Source organism: Anoxybacillus andreesenii, from assembly GCF_030813005.1.
GTDB classification, from domain to species: domain Bacteria; phylum Bacillota; class Bacilli; order Bacillales; family Cytobacillaceae; genus Robertmurraya; species Robertmurraya andreesenii.
This window is the reverse complement of sequence record NZ_JAUSTU010000002.1, coordinates 249,576-272,373: the sequence shown is the minus strand read 5'-3', so window position 1 is coordinate 272,373 and position 22,798 is coordinate 249,576. Positions and strand designations below refer to the sequence as shown.

The window sequence follows — 22,798 nt, the reverse complement described above, 5'->3', positions numbered from 1 at the left end:
TTACTGACGAGGAGGTAGAATCATGTACGAGCGCTATTCTAGACAGATGCTATTCACACCAATTGGTCCATCCGGCCAAGAGAAGATTCGCACAAAGCATGTGCTCATGATTGGTGCTGGAGCCCTCGGCTCGAGCAACGGAGAAATATTAACAAGGGCAGGGATCGGGAAGCTGACGATCGTGGATAGAGATTATGTGGAGGCAAGCAACCTCCAAAGACAGCAGCTTTATACAGAAGAGGACGTTGAACGAAAGCTCCCGAAGGCTGTAGCGGCTGAACGAAGGTTAAAAGCGATTAATTCTGATGTAGATATCTGTTCGATCGTTGGCGATGCGACCCCGGAAATGCTGGAAGAGCTCGTAAAGGACATAGATTTAATTATAGATGCGACTGATAATTTTGAAACGAGGATGGCCATTAACGATATTTCGCAAAAGTTTCAAATTCCATGGATTTATGGCGCCTGTGTCGGCAGCTTTGGAATGAGCTTTACGATTATCCCAGGTCAAACCCCCTGCCTCAACTGTCTCCTCAAATCGATTCCTGTCCAAGGTCAGACTTGTGATACGGTAGGAATTATTGCACCAACCGTACAGATGGTGGTTGCTCATCAGACAGCAGAGGCCCTAAAAATACTGGTAGAGGATTGGGATGCAATTCGACATAGCTTCGTCAGCTTTGACCTCTGGAGAAACCAGTATAGCAGTATCAAAATGTCCAAGGCCAAGGATGAAGGCTGTCTATCCTGTGGTACGGCACGAACCTATCCTTATTTAGAAAAGGAAAATCTTATGAAGTCAGAGGTGCTATGTGGACGTGACACCGTTCAAATTCGTCCATCCAAACATGGGGAAATCGATCTGAATGAATTATCAACGCATTTATCAGGACTTCACTATGAGGTAAAGGGAAATCCCTATTTGCTCTCAGTCGAAATGGGCACCAACCGCATGGTTATCTTCAAGGACGGAAGAGCCCTTATCCATGGAACGAAGGATATTTCACAGGCAAGATCAATTTATCAACGTATATTAGGATAAAACGAAAGGCTAATCGGTACGAGTTCTGTACCAGGTTAGCCTTTTATTTTTGGTCTATGTAGTGTAGATTCTAACATTATGTTATTTTTGCTAGAGACGTACTGGCGGCATAAGAAGCAGCAACCTAACGAAAAATTGGAAAATCAATCAAAAGATCCTCATGAATAAGTATTTTCCCTTATAATAGGGAGGAAGTAATCGAGAGGATGATGATGTTGGGACAAAAAGAGGATGAAATTCTAGCGCAACTGGATGCGATTATGCATGAATTAAAAGAGAGCAAGCAGCAAACATCGGCTGCGATTGCGATTGAAAATAGAAAGAGTACACCTTCACTCAGAGGTTTTTTTAGAATTAAAAAGGGGTATGTCAAACTTATCATCTTTCTTCTAGCCTTTATACTCGTCGGCGCATTGCTCGGAGTGGGAGCTTATAAAATGCTTTCAGGTGCAGAACCAAAGATGGAAAAAGGTAGTTTCATAGAGCATATGCGGGAGCTTTCCTCCCTTGCTACCTCGCAAGCCTTTGTAAAGGCCGTTATCGAAAAGGAAGACAACCAGCTTTTTGGCAAGGAAATTAAAACGAATATCCCAGGAACAAAGCGCAAGCTTCTGTTAGTGGTACCTGGTACCGTGACCGCTGGGGTGGACCTGCAAAATGTGAGTGAGGGTCGTGTGAAAATAGACGAGGAAAAGAAAAAGCTGGATATTACTCTCCCTCATGCGACGATTCTGCAGGAGCCATCCTTGGAATTTGAGCAGGTTCAGGCATTTTCGGTCGAAGGTATTTTTCGAGAAGAGGTCAATTGGGAGGAAGCCTATGAGCTTGCAGCAGAGGCAAAGGCACTCGTGAAAGAGGAGGCAATTGCCCAAGGATTACTAGACATGGCTGAAAAAAATGCGGAAAAAACATTGCGGGAATTTTTTGCACAGATGGGCTATGAAGTGAAGGTTCATTATGAGGATTGAACGGGGATCTAATAAATGAGTCAAAATCAACGTATTAATTGTTTTTCTTGCCGGCATTTTTATGTAACCTGGGATCCAAAGTTTCCTAAGGGCTGCAAGGCATTTCAGTTTAAAACGAACCGTCTTCCTTCTCAGGAAGTATTAAAGGCTTCTGGACAGGTATGCTTAAAATATGAAAAAAAATAAGGTTACTTTCCCCATGGAGAAATATTAATATTAGTTAAAAAACTCCATTATAGTGTAGGATAGAGTCGAGGTGGTAAGATTGAACATTTCCATGGAGAAACTGCTAAGGAAAATTGAGGAGGAAGTGCAACAGGCCAAGCTTTGTGCAGGTGAGGCCCGGATAAGAGAGCGAATTCATGCGATTAAGGCATTATGCGAACTGATTCTAGACGAGGGTTCCACAGCTGAGAAAACAGCTTCCGCATCCATCCCACAGTCGATTTCGCAACTACCATACGAACAATCGCAAAAAATAAAGATTGATGAGGAAGCAAATGGGGACTCGCTGTTTGATTTCTAGGGAGGAGAAAAGAAATGAAAATATTTATTATTTTGGGGGCCATTAATGCCTTTTTATCAGTAGCATTAGGGGCATTTGGTGCCCATGGACTGGAAGGGAAGCTAGAGCCTAAATACATGGATATTTGGGAAAAAGCAGTGAAATATCAAATGTTCCATGCAACAGGATTATTAATTGTTGGCATTCTACTGGGGAAATTTCCTGCAAGCTCCTTACTTAACTGGTCCGGCTGGCTGATGTTTATTGGGACGGTCCTTTTTGCTGGAAGCCTGTATGTGTTAGCGGTCACTCGTATTTCCGTACTTGGGGCCATTACACCACTAGGTGGCGTCTCATTCTTGGTGGCGTGGGCATTAATTGTAGTCGCGGCGGTAAAGCTTTTCTAAAAGGAATAAAGGTCCTTTGTAATCTGTCGGTGAAAAACGGAATGAGGTCTTAACAAGAAAAAGGGAACCACAAGGGCTCCCTTTTTCTTATCGAGGCGGATATGTTGTTGCCCCTGGAACTCCAAAAGAATATTCGTAATCCAACTCTTCATCAAAGACGGCATACCCGAAGTAAACCATGGGGAGCAGGATTCTTTTGCCCGTCTCCGGGTCACTGATAATTAGGTGATCTCTCCCTGCTGCTTCGACGACTCCTCGAAAGGTTTGGGCTCTAGGTCCTTCTGCAGAAACTGTATCAAACATGGCATAGACTGTGACTAGCTTCCCTTTGTTGAGGCGAAAAATATTCTCAATATAGGATTGCTCTAGTGGGAGCATACCAGGGATTTGTGGTGTAGGCGGTTGTGGTGTTGGTGTTGGAAACATCGTGCCAGTGCTCACAGGCGGAGTTGTTGGTGGTTGACCTCCTGTCGCTCCTCCCCATTGATAAGGTTGGTGCCCATAAGGGTTTTGCCGTGGGTAATAATAACCTTGATTCGTCAAATGATTCCCCTCCAGAATGAAAAATAGATTTCCAGTATCGCTCTACATAACCTGCTCTAATAATCGATATGCGTGAGTTTTATTTTTTATGACAAAAAAAGCCCTCAGTTCAACTGAGGGCTATATATCAACTATTTAATTAACATACAAAAAAGCTTCCACACGGTCTTCTTCTAAAATATTTCCAACAAAGAAGGAACCGAATTCTCCGTAGCGTGCACTTACTTCATCAAAGCGCATTTCATACACAAGCTTCTTGAACTGAAGGACATCATCAGAGAAAAGGGTCACACCCCACTCATAATCATCAAAACCAACGGAACCGGTAATAATTTGCTTCACCTTGCCAGCATAGTTACGTCCAATCATTCCGTGGCTACGCATTAAGCTACGTCTGTCCTCCATTGGTAGCATGTACCAGTTATCATCGCCTTGGCGACGTTTATCCATTGGATAGAAGCAGACATGCTTTGCTTTAGGAAGAATTGGATAAAGGCGAGCCAATACCTCCGGACTTTGATAAGGGTCCTGATCAGATGGGAGATAGTTACTTAATTCCACAACGGACACGTAAGAGCTTGTCGGAATGGTATATTCTGCGAGCTTCGTCTTATTAAATTCAGTTTCAAGCTCATTCAACTCCTCCATTGTTGGACGAAGAAGCATCATCATGAAATCAGCTTTTTGACCGACAATTGTATATAAGGCATGGCTGCCTTTTTTATCTGCTTGTGTTTTGTTCCATTTTTCAACAAGGCCCAAAAATTCATAAATAGCGGCTTGTCTTTCATCACTAGAAAGCATTTTCCAGCTTGTCCAGTCAACAGCACGGAAATCATGCAGACAATACCATCCATCGAGTGTTTTTGCAGCTTCACTCATCTCAATCACTCCTAAATATGTACTAACTTCACATAATACTATATCATAGTTTTTCCATTAAACCCATGAATAAACATAGCCAGTTCCCAAATATTAAATAGGATTCAAAAAATAGGAAGCAAGCTCATGTGGCTAATTGGATCTATTTTCGTCTATATTAAAATATAGCTAGAAGCCATTAGGATGAATATTATGAAAAAATGAACTTTTTGGGAGAAAACGTTGTCATTGACGAGTTTTCTTGAAATTTTGAATGGGAAGGGTATGCTAAATACTGAAAGACAGTTAAAAGGAGGATTTTCATGAGTGACCTATTTTTAGGCTTAAAAGAGAAGGTAAGTAGTCAAAATATAAAAATTGTTTTTCCTGAAGGGTTAGACGAAAGGATTATTAAAGCGGCTGCAAGACTTGCAGATGAAAAAATATTAACACCGATTTTGGTAGGAGATAAGCAAGCTGTTGAATCGAAGGCGCAGGAGCTTAATGTGTCAGTAGCGGGCATGGAAATTTATGATCCGAAGAGCTATGAAGGCATGGACGAGCTCGTTGCTTCCTTTGTTGAGCGCAGAAAGGGTAAGGCAACCGAGGAAGATGCACGCAAAATTCTTCTTGATGAGAACTACTTTGGAACGATGCTTGTACATACAAATAAAGCAGAGGGACTTGTCAGCGGTGCGGCCCATTCTACAGCGGATACGGTAAGACCAGCGCTGCAAATCATCAAAACAAAAGAAGGCGTGAAAAAAACGTCTGGGGTTTTTATCATGGTTCGGGGCGAGGAGAAATATGTGTTTGCTGATTGCGCTATCAATATTTCTCCAGACAGCCAGGATTTAGCGGAAATTGCCCTTGAAAGTGCGAAAACTGCCCAAATGTTTGATATCGATCCAAGAGTGGCGATGTTAAGCTTTTCAACAAAGGGTTCAGCCAAATCGCCTGAAACGGAAAAAGTTGCAGAAGCCGTAAAGATTTCCAAGGAGCGTAGCCCCGAGCTCGTCTTAGATGGAGAGTTCCAATTTGATGCAGCTTTTGTGCCATCTGTCGCTGCGAAAAAGGCACCGGATTCCCCGCTTAAAGGTGACGCCAACGTGTTTGTTTTTCCAAGCCTAGAAGCAGGAAATATCGGGTATAAAATTGCACAAAGACTTGGAAACTTTGAAGCAGTAGGGCCGATTCTTCAAGGATTAAATCGCCCTGTAAATGATTTATCTAGAGGCTGTGATGACGAGGACGTATATAAGCTCTCCTTAATCACCGCAGCTCAAGCTTTAAGCAAATGAACGGTTCGGACAAACTATTAAGTCAACAAGAATGGAGAGTCATTGATCAATCGGTCGTAGGGCTGCATGTCAATGCTCTCCAATCCTTCGGGATGGATGATGCTTTGTGCGCCTCCGTCGGGGCAGGGCTTGCTCCGGCGACTTTGCGCTCATGGGTTCATTCAAAGACGGTGGTATTGGGCATTCAGGATACGAAGCTTCCTTTTTTGCAGGATGGCTTGGACTATTTAAAAAAGGAAGGCTATCAATATATCGTTCGAAATTCTGGTGGGCTTGCTGTTGTCCTTGATGAAGGGGTGCTTAATCTTTCTCTCATATTTCAAGAGGGTGATAAGGGAATCGACATTAACCGTGGCTATGACACGATGCTAGCCTTAATAGAGGAAATGTTTCCTGAGGAAAAGGGGAAAATCGAGGCGAGGGAAATCGTGGGCTCTTATTGTCCAGGAAGTTATGATTTAAGCATCGGTGGGAAGAAATTTGCAGGAATTTCCCAGCGTAGGCTCAAGCACGGGGTCGCTGTGCAAATCTATCTTTGTGTGAGCGGGAGTGGCAGTGAGCGGGCCGAGCTGATCAAGAATTTCTATACTCTTGCCAAAAAAGACATCGAGACGAAATTCTCCTATCCTCAAATTGATAGAAATGTAATGGCCTCGTTATCAGAATTGCTGCAAGAGGACTTAACGATTGCAGATGTGATGCTTCTTGCCTTAAAAGTCTTGCATGGCAAAACAAAAAAGCTCTACTCTGGAACGTTGACTGCGGAGGAGCTTCCTCTCTTTGAAAGCTATTATGAGCGGGTCGTGGAGAGAAATGATAAGGTTTTCGAAAGCTTACGATGAAAAGCCACAGCCCTTTTTGTAAGGGTGTGGCTTTCTTCATGAAGCTGTTGCTGCCAACCTTTTCTCCACTTCATCTATTCCGCAAGCTTCTCTAAATTTCCGTTGCGGTCCATTTTAAACGTGGTCGCAGGGCGCTCCTCTTCATCAAATAGAACGAGCTTCCTCGCACGATTCATAATTTTCATCAAGGTCTCGTAATCTTCCTGAATCGTTTCCGTGTTTTGTTCTAGCTGCTCGATTTTTTTCTCGAGCTCTTGGTTATTCTTACGGATTTCGGCATTTTCCCGCTTTAATCTTTCATTCTCGCTTCTTAAAATATCAACCTGCAAATTCGAACTACCTAGATTTTGTAAGTACGAGATCACCGTCTCAAGATTTAATTCTCGACCATGGCTTTGCATGATTGTCGTGCTTGGCAAGGCTTGGGTAACCGGTGCTTCCATTTCTTCGATGAAGGAAGTCCCAGATTCAGCAGTCTGCGCAATATAATTTATTTCATCCAATGAAGGCACTGGAGGAGAATATAAGAGCTTTTTCTTTCCACCCTGCTCCTTTCCTAGCATTCTTTGGCGTTGCTTGCGTTGTTTTTTTGCAAGCTGTAGAGCTTTTTCATAGCGGTGCCTGACCACTGCATTCCAGCGGAATCCACAGGCTGCTGATGTTCGATTGAGCTTGTCCCCGACCTCCTCGAAGGCATTTAGCTGGGTGCTCCCCTCGCGCACATGTCTAAGGACGGTTTCCGCTAGTAATAAATCATTTTCATCTGTCCATGCATCTTGACGTACTTTCATCTTCTTCAACTCCTTGAGTGTTTCTGTTGTAATCTTGCTTATTCACAGGATGACCAGATTTTTGAGATTTATACAAAAGTGATTAAAAGGATAGTAGATTTTTTCCAAATCGGTAGAGAGGTTCAGAAAAATGTGTAACTTGCATTCGCGATTCAGAAGGGGTAAAATGGCGAATAGACTAGAAAAGCATGAAAGGTTGAATCAAGATGGCAAACGAATTTCGGGTTTGCGATGATTGCCAGGCCGTTAATTTGAAGACATTGATTCCGAAGCTAAAGGAAATGGACCCAGATGCAACCATTGAAATAGGGTGTCAATCCTATTGTGGCCCTGGACGTAAGAAAACCTTCGCATTTGTCAATAACCGACCATTAGCTGCTTTATCGGAAGAGGAGCTCATGGAGAAGATTAACAAAAAACTCAACAAATAAAATCACCTTTTATCATGAGATGAAGGGTGATTTTTTCTTGTTGGTTTTTGTCGGTTATCAGATGATTTTTTCTAAAATTGTAATGATTTGTAAACGAAACAAAGCTATAATGAAGATAGATTTTTTTAGCTCCGGCGCTTTTCTTACAGGAAGAAGGGGTAAAAATGGGTTACTCTGAACAAAAACTGCAGGAAGAAAAGGTTTTTAAGGACCCTGTTCATCGCTATGTCCATGTACGTGACCAAGTGATTTGGGATTTGATTGGTACGAAGGAGTTTCAACGGCTACGTAGAATTAAGCAGCTGGGAACGACTTTTTTGACCTTTCATGGGGCAGAGCATAGCCGATTTAATCATTCATTAGGTGTGTATGAGATCATCCGCCGGATTGTGGATGACGTTTTTGATGACCGGCCGAAATGGAGTGAAGAGGATCGGCTTTTAGCTCTTTGTGCTGGATTGCTTCATGATTTAGGGCATGGCCCTTTTTCACATTCCTTTGAAAAGGTGTTTGATCTTGACCACGAGCATTACACTCAAGCGACCATCCTTGGTGAAACAGAAGTAAATGCTGTATTACGACGGGTTGAACAGGACTTTCCAAAAAAGGTTGCGGAGGTTATTGCGAAAACCTCGGACAAAAAGATTGTCATTAGCTTAATCTCCAGTCAAATTGATGCGGACCGCATGGATTATCTCCAAAGAGATGCTTATTTTACAGGGGTGAGCTACGGACATTTTGACATGGAAAGAATCCTGAGAGTGATGCGTCCGCATGAGGAGCAAGTGGTGATTAAACAAACGGGGATGCATGCGGTGGAGGATTATATTATGAGTCGCTACCAAATGTATTGGCAGGTGTATTTCCACCCCGTTACAAGGAGTGCGGAGGTTATTCTTACAAAAATTCTCCATCGGGCAAAGGAATTATATGAAAACGGCTATTCCTTCAGGCAAGAGCCGACCCATTTTATTTCCTTATTTGAAAATACTCTTACATTAGAAGACTACTTAAAGCTCGATGAAGCAGTGATTCTCTACTATTTTCAAATGTGGGAAGCGGAAGAGGATGAAATTCTGCGAGATTTATGCCGCAGATTTGTTAACCGTAATCTTTTTAAATATGTTGAATTTGATCCTGCAAAGGAATACAAGAAGCTTGCAGAGCTATCCGTTTTATTTGAAAAGGCAGGGCTTGCTCCTGATTATTATTTAGTCGTCGACTCTTCCTCTGATCTGCCGTATGACTTTTACCGTCCTGGTGAAGAAGAGGAAAGACTGCCGATCCATTTGCTAATGAAGAATGGGGAAATTCGGGAGCTATCAAGGGAATCCGAGATTGTCGATGCGATTTCTGGTAAAAGAAGAACAGACCACAAGCTCTATTATCCGGAGGATTTTCTGATGGATGATTCGACCATGAAGACGATCAAGAAGCAGATAAGAACGCTGTTAGATATATAAGGAGTTGACCTGATTTGTTAAAAGATCATGCCAAGTTAATGTATGCCTTGAAAGTTTCGGGAGAGATTACTGGCCGCAAGAAGCTGCAAAAAATGATATATATTGCGAAGAAGGTGGCCTTTCCCTTTCAGGAGCGCTTTCAGTTTCACTTTTACGGCCCCTATTCTGAGGAGCTGACTTTACGGGTTGAGGAGCTTTGTAATATGGGCTTCTTGGAGGAAATTAAGGAGAAAAAAGGTGGATACTATCAATACCGCTATGCGTTAACCGAGTCAGGTCAGGAGTTTTTGAGCTTAAATGAGGTGAACATGCCTCATTTAGAGGATTGCTTAATTGATATGAACGGTCAAAGTGCTAGATTTCTCGAGCTCGTGTCGACGATATTATATTTTGATAATCTAGAAAAGGAAGAGGTTACCGAAAAGGTATTTACCCTGAAAAAGAAACAAAACTATACGCCAGATGAGATTGAACAGGCCTATCAGTATGTTCACCATCTACAAACAAAAGCTAAGCCGCAATAAGGGCTTAGCTTTTGTTTGTTCATATGATTATTGGTCGCTTAATCGCTTTCCAGCAACCGCATAATGATTTTTCTTCATTTCCTCAATAAAAACGACAACATTTTCAACAGGTGCCCCGGTTGTTTCGGTCACCGCAGCAGTGACTTTTTCTACAAGCGCCTTTTTTTGTTCCTCTGTACGTCCTTCCAGCATTTTGACAGTGACATATGGCATGATGTGTCCTCCTCATTATGTAATTCGTTATTTTCTTCTGTAGTTTTTCATATTTTAATGACAGATGCAAGAGCATTGTCTTTTTTCACTTTAGGAGGAGAATCATGTATACTCTTAGAAGAGAAAGTACATAAAAAATTATTTAGGTTGAGAGGTTTTGCGGTTGGAACAGTTTTTGGCATTCTCATTAAAGGAAATTCCATATGTGGCGATTACGCTCATGATCGCTTTTACATTCCATGAATTCGCCCATGCTTATGTGGCTTATCGATTTGGGGATTCCACAGCAAAGAATCAAGGGCGTTTGACTTTGAATCCTATTCATCACTTAGATCCGATCGGAACGCTCCTTATTTTTATCGCAGGCTTTGGCTGGGCAAGACCGGTACCGGTTAATCGCTTTTTCTTCAAAAAGCCGAGGCTGGCAGGGATTATGGTTTCGGTTGCGGGTCCCGTCAGTAATTTATTGCTGGGAATGCTAGGATTTATCATTTGGTATGGATTGGTTGGAAGTGGACTTTCAGCGGGTCTACCAGAGGCAGTCCCGAATTTTCTCGATATCTTTATCCAATTGAACCTACTTTTATTTGTCTTTAATCTGTTGCCCTTTCCACCTCTTGATGGCTTTCGGATTATAGAGGACTTGGTTCCAGCTCATATTCGTCCAAAATTAACACAGTTTGAGCAATACGGTGCCCTTATCTTTATCATTCTCGTGATCACACCATTAGATCAATACACGATCCACCCGATCTTAAATAATGTTCTTCCGACCCTTGTTGGGGGCTTGAATGACTTTTTTTATCAGTTATTAACGTAAGATGCTTAGCGTAAGACAGCTTACAAGACTTAGAGGAGGGGTTTCCATGACGGAAAAGAAAAAAAATATTGGCTTCAATATTTTAAAGAGTGATCCTACAGATGGACATAAAGGATTTGGCATCGGTGCTTTAAGCTTAGATAATGTTTCACCAGTTATTATCGATGTAGAAGAAGGAAGCGCGATTGTAGATATCGGTGCGATGCATGCGAGAAGTGTAGTGGAAAAAGGAATCAAATTTTTGCCGAACAAAGAGGATGTTCCCAATGCCAAGCCTTACTGGCTCGTTTGGGTGACGATTGATAGAAAGCAGGATGGCCCTTATTATGCAGGAGTGACTGCCTGTGAAATGACGGTTGATCGGGGAATTCGCAGGGGCTACAAATCACTGCCTGAACATGTGAATCGGATGGATAAATCGCTGAAAAGGCATATTATTGTTGAGCATATGGACGATAAATCAAAGGTGATTCTTTCTAACTTTTTGAAAAATCATGATCCAGGAATGTGGGAAAGATCGGCTCAGCAGCTAAAGGATGATTTGGAGGTAAGGTAAGGTGCCTTGGCTTTTGCTATATTCTCCTGAATAGTGATGTAATTGTGGCTAAATTGTGACATTTTGAGAAATTTCACTGTCGTTTCTTGCTGTTTTTTCATAAAAACAGTAAACTATTGTCAGCGTATTCATGCTATAGAACTAGGACATGAAAAACCTCGGGGTATCCTGCCCCGAGGTTTTTCAGTTCATGTACAATGCTGATTTTAGCCTTAATATTGTGCGTGAGTGGGTTTTATTCGGTACGAAAACTAGTACGAATGTACACGTATAAGGCGGGTATAGAGCAGAGCCTTCATAAAAGGTTCCAATTACCAGTCAAATAGTTTCTTATACCACGGCATTTTTATTTTCTTCTTTTTCTTCGACTTCTTATGGTCATGCTTTTCATCCATGATATGCTCTGTGCAATACTCGGTTGGTTCGGTTCCGGCTACATAATAGGTGAGCCTTTGGACAGGGCAATCCTCCGTGGCAAGCTTGCCATTTTCCGGGTTGATATAGACACTAACTGTTCCCTTTGGAGCCTTAAAGGATTGAACCGGTTCTCCCTTAAGGGCATCCTCCATAAAGTGAATCCAAATATTCTTCGCATAGCCTTTTTCAGCGACCATTTCAATCGGCTTTCCTTGATCATAGCCAGTCCAAACAGCTGTGACTAGCTGAGGCGTAAAGCCGACCATCCAATTATCCGTATTGGTGGATCCTGATTTCCCCGCATAGATTCTCGAGATTTTGTTCACCATGGAGTTTCCCGTAACCGCCGTGTACCCATTTAACCTTCGATCGAACATGCCTGTCATCAAATGTGTTGTCACGAAGGCCGCTTCAGGTTTAAGAGCAGGCTCGTCTTTTGCTTTATGCTCGTAGATCACTTCACCTTGATGATTTTCAACCCGAGTGATGAAAATAGGATCTACTTTTTTCCCACCATTGGCAAAATGACTGTAGGCATTCGCCATTTCTATCACTCGAACACCAGACGTCCCAAGGGCTAATGAAGGGACAGCCTTCATTTTTGTTGTGATTCCAAATCTTTTTACTGTATCTACAAGTGCCTCTTCTCCGAGAAAGAGGTGAGTCTTAACGGCATATACATTATCAGAAAGGGCTAACGCTTGAGCCATGGTGATCTCTTTATCCGCATAGAGGTTGTTGTAATTATGTGGTGTATAGTCTTCTTTCTGATCATTAAACCGGAATGTGGTTAATTCGCTTCGCATCGTTGTCGAAGGGGTAAAGCCCTGTTCAATCGCTGTATAGTAGAGAAGCGGCTTCATGGTAGAACCAGGATGACGGATCGCCTGGGTTGCCCGGTTAAATGGACTTTCTTCATAATTTCGCCCACCTACCATGGCTTTCACATGACCAGTTTTCGGATTCATGGCGACTAAGCCTGCCTGTATTTCTGAATCCTTTGCGATAAGTCTGGCGATATTTTTTTCTGCCAGCTCCTGCTGTTTCGTATTTAAGGTAGTGAAGACCCTTAGCCCTCCTAGTTCTATGGTCCGTTCATCCAATTTAAGGACGCTCTTTAAAGCATTTTTGACGGCATCCTGAAAATAAGGGGCAATTTTTACAACGGAATTTGAATGCTCCCCTTTAATATCTAACCTAGCACTGGCAGCGGCTTTTGCTTTGGCTTCAGTGATGATACGATCCTGAACCATCAGGTTTAGAATGAGCTCCTGCCGCTCCTTCGCCTTCTCCATGGATGCTAAAGGAGAATAAATACTCGGTCCCTTCGGAATTCCTGCAAGCATCGCCGCTTCGGGCAAGCTAATGTCTGCCGCATTTTTGCCAAAATAAAACTGGCTGGCTGCTTGAATGCCATAGGCTCCCTCCCCGTAATAGATCGTATTTAAATAGCCTTCTAGTATTTCATTTTTCGTGTAGCTCATTTCAATTCGAATGGTATAGAACGCTTCAAGTAGCTTTCTCTTCCATGTCTTTTCATGCTCCAGAAAGAGATTTCTAGCGTACTGCTGACTGATCGTGCTTGCCCCCTGAACCTTCGCCATGGCTTTTAAATCAGCCAATGCGGCACCAGCGATTCTCTTGTAATCAAAGCCATGATGGTCATAGAAGCTTCTGTCTTCAATTGCTAGGGTTGCTTTCACTAGCTCAGGGGAAATTTCCTCGAGCGGTACCCAATACCGCTTTTGTCCACTATGACTTTCCCCGATAATTGCTCCATCATCCGCATAATAGAGCGTGGATTGAGGAACAGCGAGGGGTGGGGGACCTAGGATTTTGGCATAGAGAAGGATGCCAATATAGAGTAGGAGTGCAAGGGCAAGCCCAATGGACCCAATAATGAGAAATGCCCGCAAATATTTAATTGTTCGTCTGAACCTTTGATCCGTGATAATCTCCATCGTGCCACCCACTTTTTAACAGGTTAACTTTTTATTAGTATGAAATTAATGGAAGGTTTTTAAACCTTTCGAGGTAAATTCATTTTCGGTGTGAAGGAATGATCATCAAGGAGCCTAATTCAGTGAATTTTTTCTTGCAATTTTGCTAGATTCACTTATACTTTTCTCATGTTTGTCGTTTGGCTGGGAATACTAGTGGGATGAATAGATTGTTCATGGCGAAAGACAATTGGAAAGGTGGAGCTTATGAGCATTTGGTTTACAGAAAAACAAACGGCGAACTTTGGCATTACGATGAGAGTGAAACAAACACTACATACAGAGCAAACAGAGTTTCAAAAATTAGATATGATTGAGACAGAAGAATGGGGGAATATGCTTCTTCTTGACGATATGGTGATGACCTCGGTGCGAGATGAATTTGTCTATCATGAAATGGTTGCGCATATTCCGCTATTTACGCATCCACATCCTGAAGAAATTCTTGTTGTTGGTGGGGGAGATGGTGGTGTCATACGTGAGGTCCTTAAGCACCCAAGCGTCAAAAAAGCTACCCTCGTCGATATCGATGGCAAGGTGATTGAGTATTCAAAGAAGTTTCTGCCGGAAATTGCTGGCAAGCTTGATGACCCACGGGTGGAAGTGAAGGTCGATGATGGTTTCATGCATATTGCGAACAGTGAGAATGAGTACGATGTGATTATGGTGGATTCCACAGAGCCAGTCGGTCCTGCCGTTAACCTTTTTACAAAAGGGTTTTATGCGGGAATTGCCAAAGCTCTGAAGGAGGATGGGCTGTTTGTGGCCCAATCGGATAACCCGTGGTTTAAGGGTGATTTAATTCGGAATGTACAGAAGGATGTTAGAGAGATTTTTCCGGTTACACGGCTCTATCTCGCGAATATCCCAACCTATCCAAGTGGTCTATGGGCATTCACAATTGGTTCAAAAAAATATGATCCATTAGCGATCCCAGCTGATCGCTTCCATGATATTGAAACGAAATATTATACGAAGGAATTGCATCAAGCTGCTTTTGTCCTTCCAAAGTTTGTTCAGGATTTAGTGAAAAAAGCTTGAAATTCCGTTAAAAATGGAGGAGAAATGAATGCGTTTTGACGAAGCTTATTCAGGAAATGTTTTTATAAAAAGTCATCCGAATTTTGAGGAAAGTACAGTCGTACTGTATGGGATGCCGATGGACTGGACGGTAAGCTATCGCCCTGGGTCTCGTTTTGGTCCTACTCGGATTCGTGAGGTTTCGATAGGCCTTGAAGAATATAGTCCTTATTTGGATCGTGAGCTGGAAGAGGTTAAGTACTTTGATGCTGGGGATATCCCACTTCCTTTTGGAAATGCGCAAAGAAGCTTAGACATGATTGAAGAATTTGTCGATCAGGTGGTAGCTGCGGGGAAATTTCCTCTTGGGATGGGAGGAGAGCATCTCGTTTCCTGGCCAGTGATTAAAGCGATTTATAAAAAGCACCCTGATCTTGCCATTATCCATATGGATGCCCATACCGATTTGCGTTCGGATTATGAAGGAGAGCCCCTTTCGCACTCGACGCCAATTCGAAAGGCAGCAGAGCTTATCGGTCCGGAGAACGTTTTTTCCTTTGGCATTCGTTCTGGCATGAAGGAAGAGTTTGAATGGGCCAAGGAAGTTGGTATGCATATATCAAAATTTGATGTCCACAAGCCGCTAATGGAAATTCTTCCAAAGCTTTCAGGACGTTCTGTTTATGTTACGATAGATATTGATGTATTAGACCCGGCCCATGCACCAGGAACAGGGACGGTGGATGCGGGCGGAATTACCTCGAGGGAGCTGCTTGCTTCGATCCATGAGATTGCACGCTCGAATGTTAAGGTGGTTGGGGCCGATTTAGTAGAGGTGGCTCCAATTTATGACCCTTCTGAACAAACGGCGAATACAGCCAGCAAGCTCATTCGCGAAATGATTCTGGGATTTGTGAAGTAAAGCTCTATTTCATACAATCGGCCATTGTCCGGTTGTATTTTTTCTTAAGAAATTTTTATTAATGTCCACTGGAGATGGACATTTTCGGGGGAAAGTCCACGGGCGGTACCCGCTGGTCACTGACCGGAGGGAAGTGACAGGTACCAACAAAGGTAGCAACAATATAATCAGAGGATGTGTAGCAGTTTTGGTACGTGCGGTTGAGCAGAAATCTGCTAAAATAAGAGTCAAGACGACCATTTGGAACGATGGGGAAAATGAGGCTTTTGAATTGACCACTTTTGGACGATACTATGAAAAAAATGAATCTATCTTTCTTCAGTATGAAGAAGTTATTGAAGAAGGAACGGTTAAGTCCATTGTAAAGGTCTCAAAAAAGGAAGCATTGATACTAAGAAGCGGCGCTGTTAATATGAGAATGGTCTTTGAAGAAGACAAAAAGCATGCAGGTCGATACGAAACACCTTTTGGTATAATGAGAATCGAGACAATGACGAAAAGATTGGATCATCAAGTTGGTTCAAATACGGGGTCAATGGATATCTTATACGATTTACATATGCAGGGTGCGCTAGCAGGTACATACCATTTGGAAATCTCATTTGAGGAGGAGAAAAATGAACATTGTTGAGGAAGTCCAAAGTAAGTTAAAAGAGGAAATCAAAGCAGCCGTTGTCAAGGCTGGTTTAGCAACAGAGGCAGAAATCCCGAACGTCATTTTGGAGGTGCCAAAGGAAAAATCACATGGAGATTATTCGACCAATATGGCTATGCAGCTTGCAAGAGTGGCGAAGAAGGCTCCGCGGATGATTGCAGAGGAGCTGATTCAAAGCTTTGATCAGACAAAGGCATCGATCAAAAAAATGGAGATTGCTGGACCTGGATTCATCAACTTTTATATGGATAATAGCTATCTCACAAACCTGATTCCAACCATCCTTAAGACCGGAGAAAAATATGGGGAAACAACCGTTGGAAACAAGCAGAAAGTTCAGGTTGAGTTTGTCTCTGCCAATCCTACAGGCGATCTTCATCTAGGTCATGCCCGTGGTGCAGCCGTTGGTGATTCCTTATGCAATATATTAGCAAAGGCTGGCTATGATGTATCCCGTGAATATTACATTAACGACGCCGGCAACCAAATTAATAATCTTGCTCTATCGGTGGAGGCTCGCTACTTCCAAGCACTCGGATTGGACAAGGAGATGCCGGAGGACGGCTATCATGGTGAGGATATTATTGGGATTGGGAAAGATCTAGCAGAAGAGTTCGGTGATAAGTATGTGAAGGTTGATGAAGCGGAGCGTTTTCAATTTTTCCGTGAGTATGGACTGAAGTATGAAATGGCAAAACTAAAGAAGGATTTAGAGGAATTCCGTGTGTCCTTTGATGTATGGTACTCTGAAACCTCTCTTTATCATAATGGAAAAATTGATGCAGCCCTTAAGTCTTTAAGGGATAATGGCTATATTTACGAGCAGGATGGGGCTACTTGGTTCAAATCTACGGAGTTAGGGGACGATAAGGATCGGGTGCTCATCAAACAGGACGGCTCCTACACATACCTTACTCCAGATATTGCTTACCATAAGGACAAGCTTGAGCGGGGCTTTGAGAAACTGATTAATATTTGGGGTGCGGACCATCACGGCTATATTCCACGGATGAAGGCAGCGATTCAAGCACTCGGCTATGACAAGGACGCATTAGAGGTTGAAATCATTCAGCTCGTCCACCTATACAAAAACGGTGAGAAAATGAAGATGAGCAAACGGACTGGAAAAGCTGTGACAATGCGGGATCTTGTGGAGGAAGTAGGGTTAGATGCAACCCGTTATTTCTTTGCGATGAGAAGCGCGGATACCCATTTGGACTTCGACTTGGACTTGGCGGTGTCCCAATCAAATGAAAATCCAGTCTATTATGCCCAATATGCCCATGCCCGAATTTGCAGCATTCTGCGTCAAGGGGAGGAGCAGGGATTAACGGTTAACGAAAACATTGACTTAGCACAAATCGAAGCTGAAAAAGAAATTGAAGTTCTGAAAAAGCTTGGCGAATTCCCGTTGGCTGTTGCAGAAGCGGCAGAAAAGCGCATGCCACACCGAATTACAAATTATATTTTTGACTTGGCCTCTACTTTCCATAGCTTTTACAATGCAGAGAAGGTGTTGGATTCAGAGCATATAGAGCGGACAAAAGCACGCCTCTCTCTGATCAAGTCGGTACAAGTCACATTGAAAAACGCACTTTCTTTAATTGGAGTTTCAGCTCCTGAGAAAATGTAACAGGAAACGGGTCTCCTCAAGAGACCCGTTTTATAGTCATCTATATCGGAGGAATACTCATGAACTATGATCGGACAGTTGACGAGTTTATCAATCATAAGGAAATCTACATCCCAGTCGATGTGAGGTCTCCTATTGAGTATCAAGATAGCCATATTCCGAATGCTGTCAACGTTCCCCTTTTTACCGATGAGGAACGGGCTGAAATCGGGACCATTTATAAGCAAGAAGGCCAGAAGGCAGCGAAGTGGAGAGCAATGGAAATTGTCTCGCCAAAGCTACCTAAGCTGCTTAATGAAATTAAAGAAATCGAGGAAACGGGGAAGAAGCCCCTTCTTTATTGCTGGAGAGGAGGACAGCGCAGTCAATCCATCTCCCACTTTGCGATGATGGCAGGGCTGCATATCCAACGTCTAGACGGGGGATATCGTGCATTTCGTGAATATGTGATTGATAAAATTCCAGATATGCTTCCTGAAAGGGCCATCGTTATCTACGGGTTAACCGGCACGGGGAAAACGGATATTTTACAGGTTCTTCAGGATAGGGGATATCCTGTATTAGACCTTGAGGGCTATGCCAATCATCGGGGCTCGGTATTTGGCGCCGTATCTGGACAGACCCCTCATAATCAAAAGACATTTGATGCTCTTCTTTTTGAGGCTTTGGAGAAAATCCAAGGCAGCCCTTATTTTTTCATGGAGGGAGAAAGCAGGAGGATTGGTCATGCTGTTCAGCCTCCAGAGCTATATGAGAAAAAGGAAAATGGGATTCATATCCATGTTGTTTCAAATCTTGAGTCAAGGGTCGAGAGAATTTATAAGCAATATGTAGATGATACGGATGCCTTCCAAGAACGAGTGAGAGATGCACTAAGCAGAATTATGAAGAGAATTAAACAACCGGAAATTCAGCAGGAATTGTTGGACTCCTTAGAACAAAGAAACTACAAAGAGATGATACGTCTCCTCATCATTCATTACTACGATCCTCGTTACGATAACAAAATTAATGAAACATTGAACACGGCATTTGAAGTAGAGAATGATTCCTTAGAAGAGGCTGTCAACAAAATTGTAACCTTTGTAGAAAATCTTTATCCCTCAGCCCCACATGAAGTGACGAAATAAAGAGCGGTCCATTGCCGCCCTTTATTTGCTTTCCATTATGAAGGATCTGTTCCCATACCTTGCTGAACATGGAGCAAAAATGTACATACAGCCATCATAAAAAGTGGACAAATAATTTCGCAATCCATTCTTTTACTTTCGTAGAAAAACCTAATGAGTTTAAATCACTCAAACGAAGCTCCTGGGAATGCTGTATATCCTGTTTAAGAATTTCAAACACTTCGTTAAGTGTTTTTTTTTCATGAATAAAGCAATTGATTTCATGGTTTAAGAAAAGGCTTCGGTTATCAAAATTGGCTGTCCCTAAATCGCATACCTCCTCATCAATCATAAAAACCTTTGCATGATAGAAGCCCTTTTTATATTGATAAACCTTTGCACCATTCGAAAGGATTTGTCTAAGGTATGGAAAGGAGGCCTCTTTAACAAGTAAATGGTCTGAATGATAGGGGACAATCAAAGTGAGTGTGACCCCTCGACGGAGCGCAAGGATGAGATCATTCAGTAATTTTTTGCTTGGAATGAAATAAGGAGATCCAATGATAATCGATTTCTTTGCCTGATGAATGAGGTCAGAAAAGGTTTCTTCTAATAAGAAACCCTCAGTCGAAATGATTTTATGGCATACTTCCCCTTTCATAAGCTTAGGGAAATAAATCTCATTTTGAAGCAGATTTGTTTTTGAAGCTTCCGACCAATCAAGGAGAAACTGCCGCTGCAAATCCTCTACGCCTTCTCCCTTCAATTTCAGATGATAATCACGCCAAGGTGTGAGCTTTGGATCTAAATCAATATACTCTTTGCCAACATTATAGCCACCCATATACCCAATTTTTCCATCAATAACGGTAATTTTCCGATGATTCCGGGTTTGAGAAGTATAAAAGAAAGTGGGTGCTTTGGGAAGGTTAGAAAATGAAAAATGAACGCCAGCGTCCTTTAATTCTTTGATCTTGCTTCTCTTAATCTTCAAGCTTCCAGCCCAGTCGAGCAGCAATCGCACCTCAACCCCATTTTTTGCTTTTTCCATGAGGATGTTGAGAAATTCCTGGCTGATGGGATCGTTCTTACAAATATAAAATAGGACATGGATATGCTTTTTGGCATTTCTAAATTCCTTAAACATATCCTTAAATAAGGCAGTCCCTTGCGTAAAGATCTCTAGATTGCTATGCCGGAACGGAAAGACATTGCTCTTGACGGTCAGTCGCTGCTTTTTTCTCCCCAATTTATAATCGAGGAACAAATAGATACTGAAGATGGAGATAGCAATTAAAATAGAAACAATAATTTTCAGATGCTATCCACTCCTTCACATAGGTCTTTTCTCGATCTTGATTGTACTTAGCCTATAAAGTATCAGGCTCTTTTATTGTTTCCATAAATAGAGCTTCTATAATCATTTTGGAAACCATGATCAAAATTAAAAGAAAAATATTGACTGAATGCTCATTCATTATATAATGGAGGTAGGTAAATTCAGAAAATTTCACTGTTTTGGAAATTTTCAATCGCGGTCGAGAATACCAAAAAATAAAGAAAGGAGCGTTATTTTCATAATGAACGGATTATTATGGATTAACCTCATCGCAACCCTTGTTGTAATCGCTTACGGCGTGAGTCTGTTTGTGTATGTGGTAAAGACAAGAATTGAATACATCAAGCTCGGCAAAAAAGAAGAGTTTGATAACAACGTCAAAGAGCGGATGAACAAAATTTGGGTGCATGTGTTTGGGCAAAAGAAGCTATTAAAAGACAAGAAGAGCGGCGCTATCCACGTGATGTTCTTCTACGGATTCATTCTCGTTCAATTCGGAGCTATTGATTTTATTATTAAAGGAATTAAGCCGGGGGCGCACTTGCCATTTGGCCCTTTGTATGCTGGCTTTACCTTCTTCCAGGAGATCGTGACGCTCATCATATTAGTTGCGGTTGTCTGGGCATTTTATCGCCGTTATATTGAAAAGCTTGTTCGCTTAAAGAGAGGCTTTAAATCAGGACTTGTTCTTATTTTTATCGGCGGTCTGATGCTGTCTGTATTACTTGGAAATGGAATGAGCATGATTTGGCACGGACATGAAGCATCATGGTCAGAGCCAGTTGCTTCACTTATTGGAACAGCCTTTGCAGGGATTGGAGAAACGGCTGCCATCGTCGTGTTCTATTTCGCTTGGTGGCTACATCTCATTTTCCTACTTTCATTCCTCGTGTACGTTCCACAAGGAAAGCATGCCCACTTAATAGCTGGACCTGCAAACGTATACTTGAATCGCTTGGAGAACCCAGGGAAATTAAAGAAAATCGATTTTGAAGATGAAACACAGGAATCATTTGGAGTCGGAAAAATTGAGGACTTCACCCAGCTCCAGCTTGTTGATTTATATGCATGTGTAGAGTGCGGTCGCTGTACGAATATGTGTCCGGCAACAGGCACTGGAAAAATGCTTTCGCCAATGGACTTAATTCTAAAGCTTCGCGATCATTTAACCAATCATGGTGCGGCAGTTACATCTAAGCAGCCATGGGTTCCAACCTTTGCCTTCGCCAACACGCAAGGCAACCAGCTAGCTCTTGCTGCAGCTGGTAAGGGCGTACAAGAAAGTGCGGCAACAATTGAATACAGTCCAAGCCTGATTGGGGATGTCATCACAGAGGAAGAAATCTGGGCTTGTACAACATGCCGGAACTGTGAGGATCAATGCCCAGTTATGAACGAGCATGTTGAAAAAATCATCGACCTGCGCCGTTACTTAGTGCTAACAGAAGGAAAGATGGACGCGGATGCACAGCGTGCGATGCAAAACATCGAACGCCAGGGCAACCCTTGGGGATTAAACCGTAAAGAGCGAGAAAACTGGCGTGACGCTCGTCCTGATGTGGAAGTCAAAACCGTCAAAGAAATGAAAAAAGCAGGCGAGGAATTTGAATATTTATTCTGGGTTGGCTCGATGGGATCCTATGATAACCGCAGCCAGAAAATTGCTTTATCCTTCGCCAAGCTATTGAATGAGGCAGGAGTAAAATTTGCCATTCTTGGTAATAAGGAAAAGAACTCTGGGGACACAGCGCGTCGCCTTGGTAATGAGTTCGTCTTCCAGGAGCTTGCAACCAATAATATCGATGAATTTGAAAAGAACGATGTGAAGAAGATCGTGACGATTGACCCTCATGCCTATAATATTTTCAAAAATGAATACCCTGATTTTGGTTTAGAGGCAGAGGTCTATCACCATACAGAGGTCTTGTACCAGCTTGTAAAAGATGGCCGTCTAAAACCGAAATATGCGGTTAATGAAACGATTACCTTCCATGATTCTTGCTATTTGGGCCGTTACAATGAAGTGTACGATCCACCGCGTGAAATCTTAAAATCCATTCAAGGCGTCAAGCTTGTGGAAATGGAAAGAAATCGCGACACAGGAATGTGCTGTGGTGCGGGTGGTGGCCTCATGTGGATGGAGGAAGAAACAGGACATCGTATTAACGTGGCCCGTACCGAGCAGGCACTAGAAGTGAATCCAACTGTGATCAGCTCCGGCTGTCCTTATTGCTTAACAATGCTTTCCGATGGAACGAAGGCGAAGGAAGTGGAAGATAAGGTCGCAACCTATGATGTAGCGGAGCTTCTTGAAAAAGCAGTATGTGGAGAAGCACAGGAAGTGGCGTCTTAACAAGAAAAGCGGAGGCGGCTAGCTGCCGTAGCTAGACAAAAAGTATACCAGCGGGTTTCCCGCTGGTTGTTTTGTACGGGCGA

The 22,798-nt window shown here is 42.6% G+C and carries 23 protein-coding genes; 17 read left to right on the top strand and 6 right to left on the bottom strand.

Annotation, left to right across the window (positions count from 1 at the left end; translation table 11 throughout):
* Positions 1-22 precede the first annotated feature (22 nt).
* From J2S07_RS03290 to J2S07_RS03275, 4 genes are all read left to right on the top strand, one after another.
* Positions 23-1,042: a thiazole biosynthesis adenylyltransferase ThiF gene (locus J2S07_RS03290; RefSeq protein WP_307148972.1), complete on the top strand. Its 1,020-nt coding sequence runs from the start codon at positions 23-25 to the stop codon at positions 1,040-1,042.
* A 212-nt stretch (positions 1,043-1,254) separates the two neighbouring features.
* Positions 1,255-2,010 (top strand): DUF4230 domain-containing protein, encoded by a 756-nt coding sequence (locus J2S07_RS03285; RefSeq protein WP_307148971.1) that lies wholly within the window; start codon positions 1,255-1,257, stop codon positions 2,008-2,010.
* Between the two features lie 265 nt (positions 2,011-2,275).
* Positions 2,276-2,536 (top strand): YwdI family protein, encoded by a 261-nt coding sequence (locus J2S07_RS03280; protein WP_307148970.1) that lies wholly within the window; start codon positions 2,276-2,278, stop codon positions 2,534-2,536.
* A 14-nt stretch (positions 2,537-2,550) separates the two neighbouring features.
* Positions 2,551-2,922: a DUF423 domain-containing protein gene (locus J2S07_RS03275; RefSeq protein ID WP_307148969.1), complete on the top strand. Its 372-nt coding sequence runs from the start codon at positions 2,551-2,553 to the stop codon at positions 2,920-2,922.
* Between the two features lie 87 nt (positions 2,923-3,009).
* Here the strand turns inward: J2S07_RS03275 and gerQ are convergent, their stop codons facing one another.
* Together gerQ and hemQ are read right to left on the bottom strand one after the other, a co-directional pair.
* Positions 3,010-3,465, bottom strand: coding sequence for a spore coat protein GerQ (gene gerQ / locus J2S07_RS03270; protein ID WP_307148968.1), 456 nt, complete (start codon positions 3,463-3,465; stop codon positions 3,010-3,012).
* A gap of 135 nt (positions 3,466-3,600) precedes the next feature.
* Positions 3,601-4,347 carry a hydrogen peroxide-dependent heme synthase gene (gene hemQ / locus J2S07_RS03265; protein WP_307148967.1) on the bottom strand — a complete coding sequence of 249 codons (747 nt, stop codon included), beginning with the start codon at positions 4,345-4,347 and terminating at the stop codon, positions 3,601-3,603.
* 302 nt (positions 4,348-4,649) lie between these two features.
* Here hemQ and pta point away from each other — a divergent pair, with 302 nt between their 5' ends.
* Complete coding sequence (pta, locus tag J2S07_RS03260; RefSeq protein ID WP_307148966.1) at positions 4,650-5,627, top strand: phosphate acetyltransferase; 978 nt, start codon at positions 4,650-4,652, stop codon at positions 5,625-5,627.
* Positions 5,624-6,469, top strand: a complete 846-nt coding sequence (gene lipL / locus J2S07_RS03255; RefSeq protein WP_307148965.1) for an octanoyl-[GcvH]:protein N-octanoyltransferase — start codon at positions 5,624-5,626, stop codon at positions 6,467-6,469. The genes pta and lipL overlap by 4 nt, the downstream gene beginning before the upstream one ends.
* Positions 6,470-6,543: 74 nt before the next feature.
* On the opposite strand, the gene J2S07_RS03250 is transcribed toward lipL, so the two are convergent.
* Positions 6,544-7,260 carry an RsfA family transcriptional regulator gene (locus J2S07_RS03250; RefSeq protein WP_307148964.1) on the bottom strand — a complete coding sequence of 239 codons (717 nt, stop codon included), beginning with the start codon at positions 7,258-7,260 and terminating at the stop codon, positions 6,544-6,546.
* Positions 7,261-7,466: 206 nt separating this feature from the next.
* Here J2S07_RS03250 and J2S07_RS03245 point away from each other — a divergent pair, with 206 nt between their 5' ends.
* The 3 genes from J2S07_RS03245 to J2S07_RS03235 all read left to right on the top strand — a co-directional run bounded on the left by J2S07_RS03245 (position 7,467) and on the right by J2S07_RS03235 (position 9,678).
* Positions 7,467-7,691, top strand: a complete 225-nt coding sequence (locus J2S07_RS03245) for a YuzB family protein (RefSeq protein ID WP_307148963.1) — start codon at positions 7,467-7,469, stop codon at positions 7,689-7,691.
* Between the two features lie 164 nt (positions 7,692-7,855).
* Positions 7,856-9,154 (top strand): HD domain-containing protein, encoded by a 1,299-nt coding sequence (locus J2S07_RS03240; RefSeq protein WP_307148962.1) that lies wholly within the window; start codon positions 7,856-7,858, stop codon positions 9,152-9,154.
* Positions 9,155-9,168: 14 nt separating this feature from the next.
* Positions 9,169-9,678, top strand: a complete 510-nt coding sequence (locus J2S07_RS03235) for a YwgA family protein (RefSeq protein ID WP_307148961.1) — start codon at positions 9,169-9,171, stop codon at positions 9,676-9,678.
* 27 nt (positions 9,679-9,705) lie between these two features.
* Here the strand turns inward: J2S07_RS03235 and thmT are convergent, their stop codons facing one another.
* Positions 9,706-9,891, bottom strand: a complete 186-nt coding sequence (gene thmT / locus J2S07_RS03230; protein WP_307148960.1) for a 2-hydroxymuconate tautomerase — start codon at positions 9,889-9,891, stop codon at positions 9,706-9,708.
* A 163-nt stretch (positions 9,892-10,054) separates the two neighbouring features.
* On the opposite strand from thmT, the gene J2S07_RS03225 reads away from it, so the two are divergent.
* Both J2S07_RS03225 and J2S07_RS03220 read left to right on the top strand, forming a co-directional pair.
* Positions 10,055-10,711 (top strand): site-2 protease family protein, encoded by a 657-nt coding sequence (locus tag J2S07_RS03225; RefSeq protein WP_307148959.1) that lies wholly within the window; start codon positions 10,055-10,057, stop codon positions 10,709-10,711.
* Between the two features lie 46 nt (positions 10,712-10,757).
* Positions 10,758-11,267: a YwhD family protein gene (locus tag J2S07_RS03220; RefSeq protein WP_307148958.1), complete on the top strand. Its 510-nt coding sequence runs from the start codon at positions 10,758-10,760 to the stop codon at positions 11,265-11,267.
* 311 nt (positions 11,268-11,578) lie between these two features.
* Here the strand turns inward: J2S07_RS03220 and J2S07_RS03215 are convergent, their stop codons facing one another.
* Positions 11,579-13,645 carry a transglycosylase domain-containing protein gene (locus tag J2S07_RS03215; RefSeq protein ID WP_307148957.1) on the bottom strand — a complete coding sequence of 689 codons (2,067 nt, stop codon included), beginning with the start codon at positions 13,643-13,645 and terminating at the stop codon, positions 11,579-11,581.
* Positions 13,646-13,891: 246 nt separating this feature from the next.
* Between J2S07_RS03215 and speE the strand changes: the two genes are divergently transcribed.
* From speE to mnmH, 5 genes are all read left to right on the top strand, one after another.
* Entirely contained in the window at positions 13,892-14,725 is an 834-nt protein-coding gene (speE, locus tag J2S07_RS03210; protein WP_307148956.1) for a spermidine synthase, read from the top strand.
* A 28-nt stretch (positions 14,726-14,753) separates the two neighbouring features.
* Positions 14,754-15,626 carry an agmatinase gene (speB, locus tag J2S07_RS03205; RefSeq protein ID WP_307148955.1) on the top strand — a complete coding sequence of 291 codons (873 nt, stop codon included), beginning with the start codon at positions 14,754-14,756 and terminating at the stop codon, positions 15,624-15,626.
* Positions 15,627-15,813: 187 nt separating this feature from the next.
* Positions 15,814-16,257, top strand: coding sequence for a YwiB family protein (locus J2S07_RS03200; RefSeq protein ID WP_307148954.1), 444 nt, complete (start codon positions 15,814-15,816; stop codon positions 16,255-16,257).
* Entirely contained in the window at positions 16,244-17,914 is a 1,671-nt protein-coding gene (argS, locus tag J2S07_RS03195) for an arginine--tRNA ligase (protein ID WP_307148953.1), read from the top strand. The genes J2S07_RS03200 and argS overlap by 14 nt, the downstream gene beginning before the upstream one ends.
* Before the next feature lie 59 nt (positions 17,915-17,973).
* Entirely contained in the window at positions 17,974-19,044 is a 1,071-nt protein-coding gene (gene mnmH, locus J2S07_RS03190; RefSeq protein WP_307148952.1) for a tRNA 2-selenouridine(34) synthase MnmH, read from the top strand.
* Positions 19,045-19,138: 94 nt separating this feature from the next.
* Here mnmH and cls read toward each other — a convergent pair whose 3' ends face one another.
* Positions 19,139-20,272 carry a cardiolipin synthase gene (gene cls, locus J2S07_RS03185; protein WP_307148951.1) on the bottom strand — a complete coding sequence of 378 codons (1,134 nt, stop codon included), beginning with the start codon at positions 20,270-20,272 and terminating at the stop codon, positions 19,139-19,141.
* Positions 20,273-20,603: 331 nt separating this feature from the next.
* On the opposite strand from cls, the gene J2S07_RS03180 reads away from it, so the two are divergent.
* Positions 20,604-22,715 carry a (Fe-S)-binding protein gene (locus J2S07_RS03180; protein WP_307148950.1) on the top strand — a complete coding sequence of 704 codons (2,112 nt, stop codon included), beginning with the start codon at positions 20,604-20,606 and terminating at the stop codon, positions 22,713-22,715.
* Positions 22,716-22,798 lie beyond the last annotated feature (83 nt).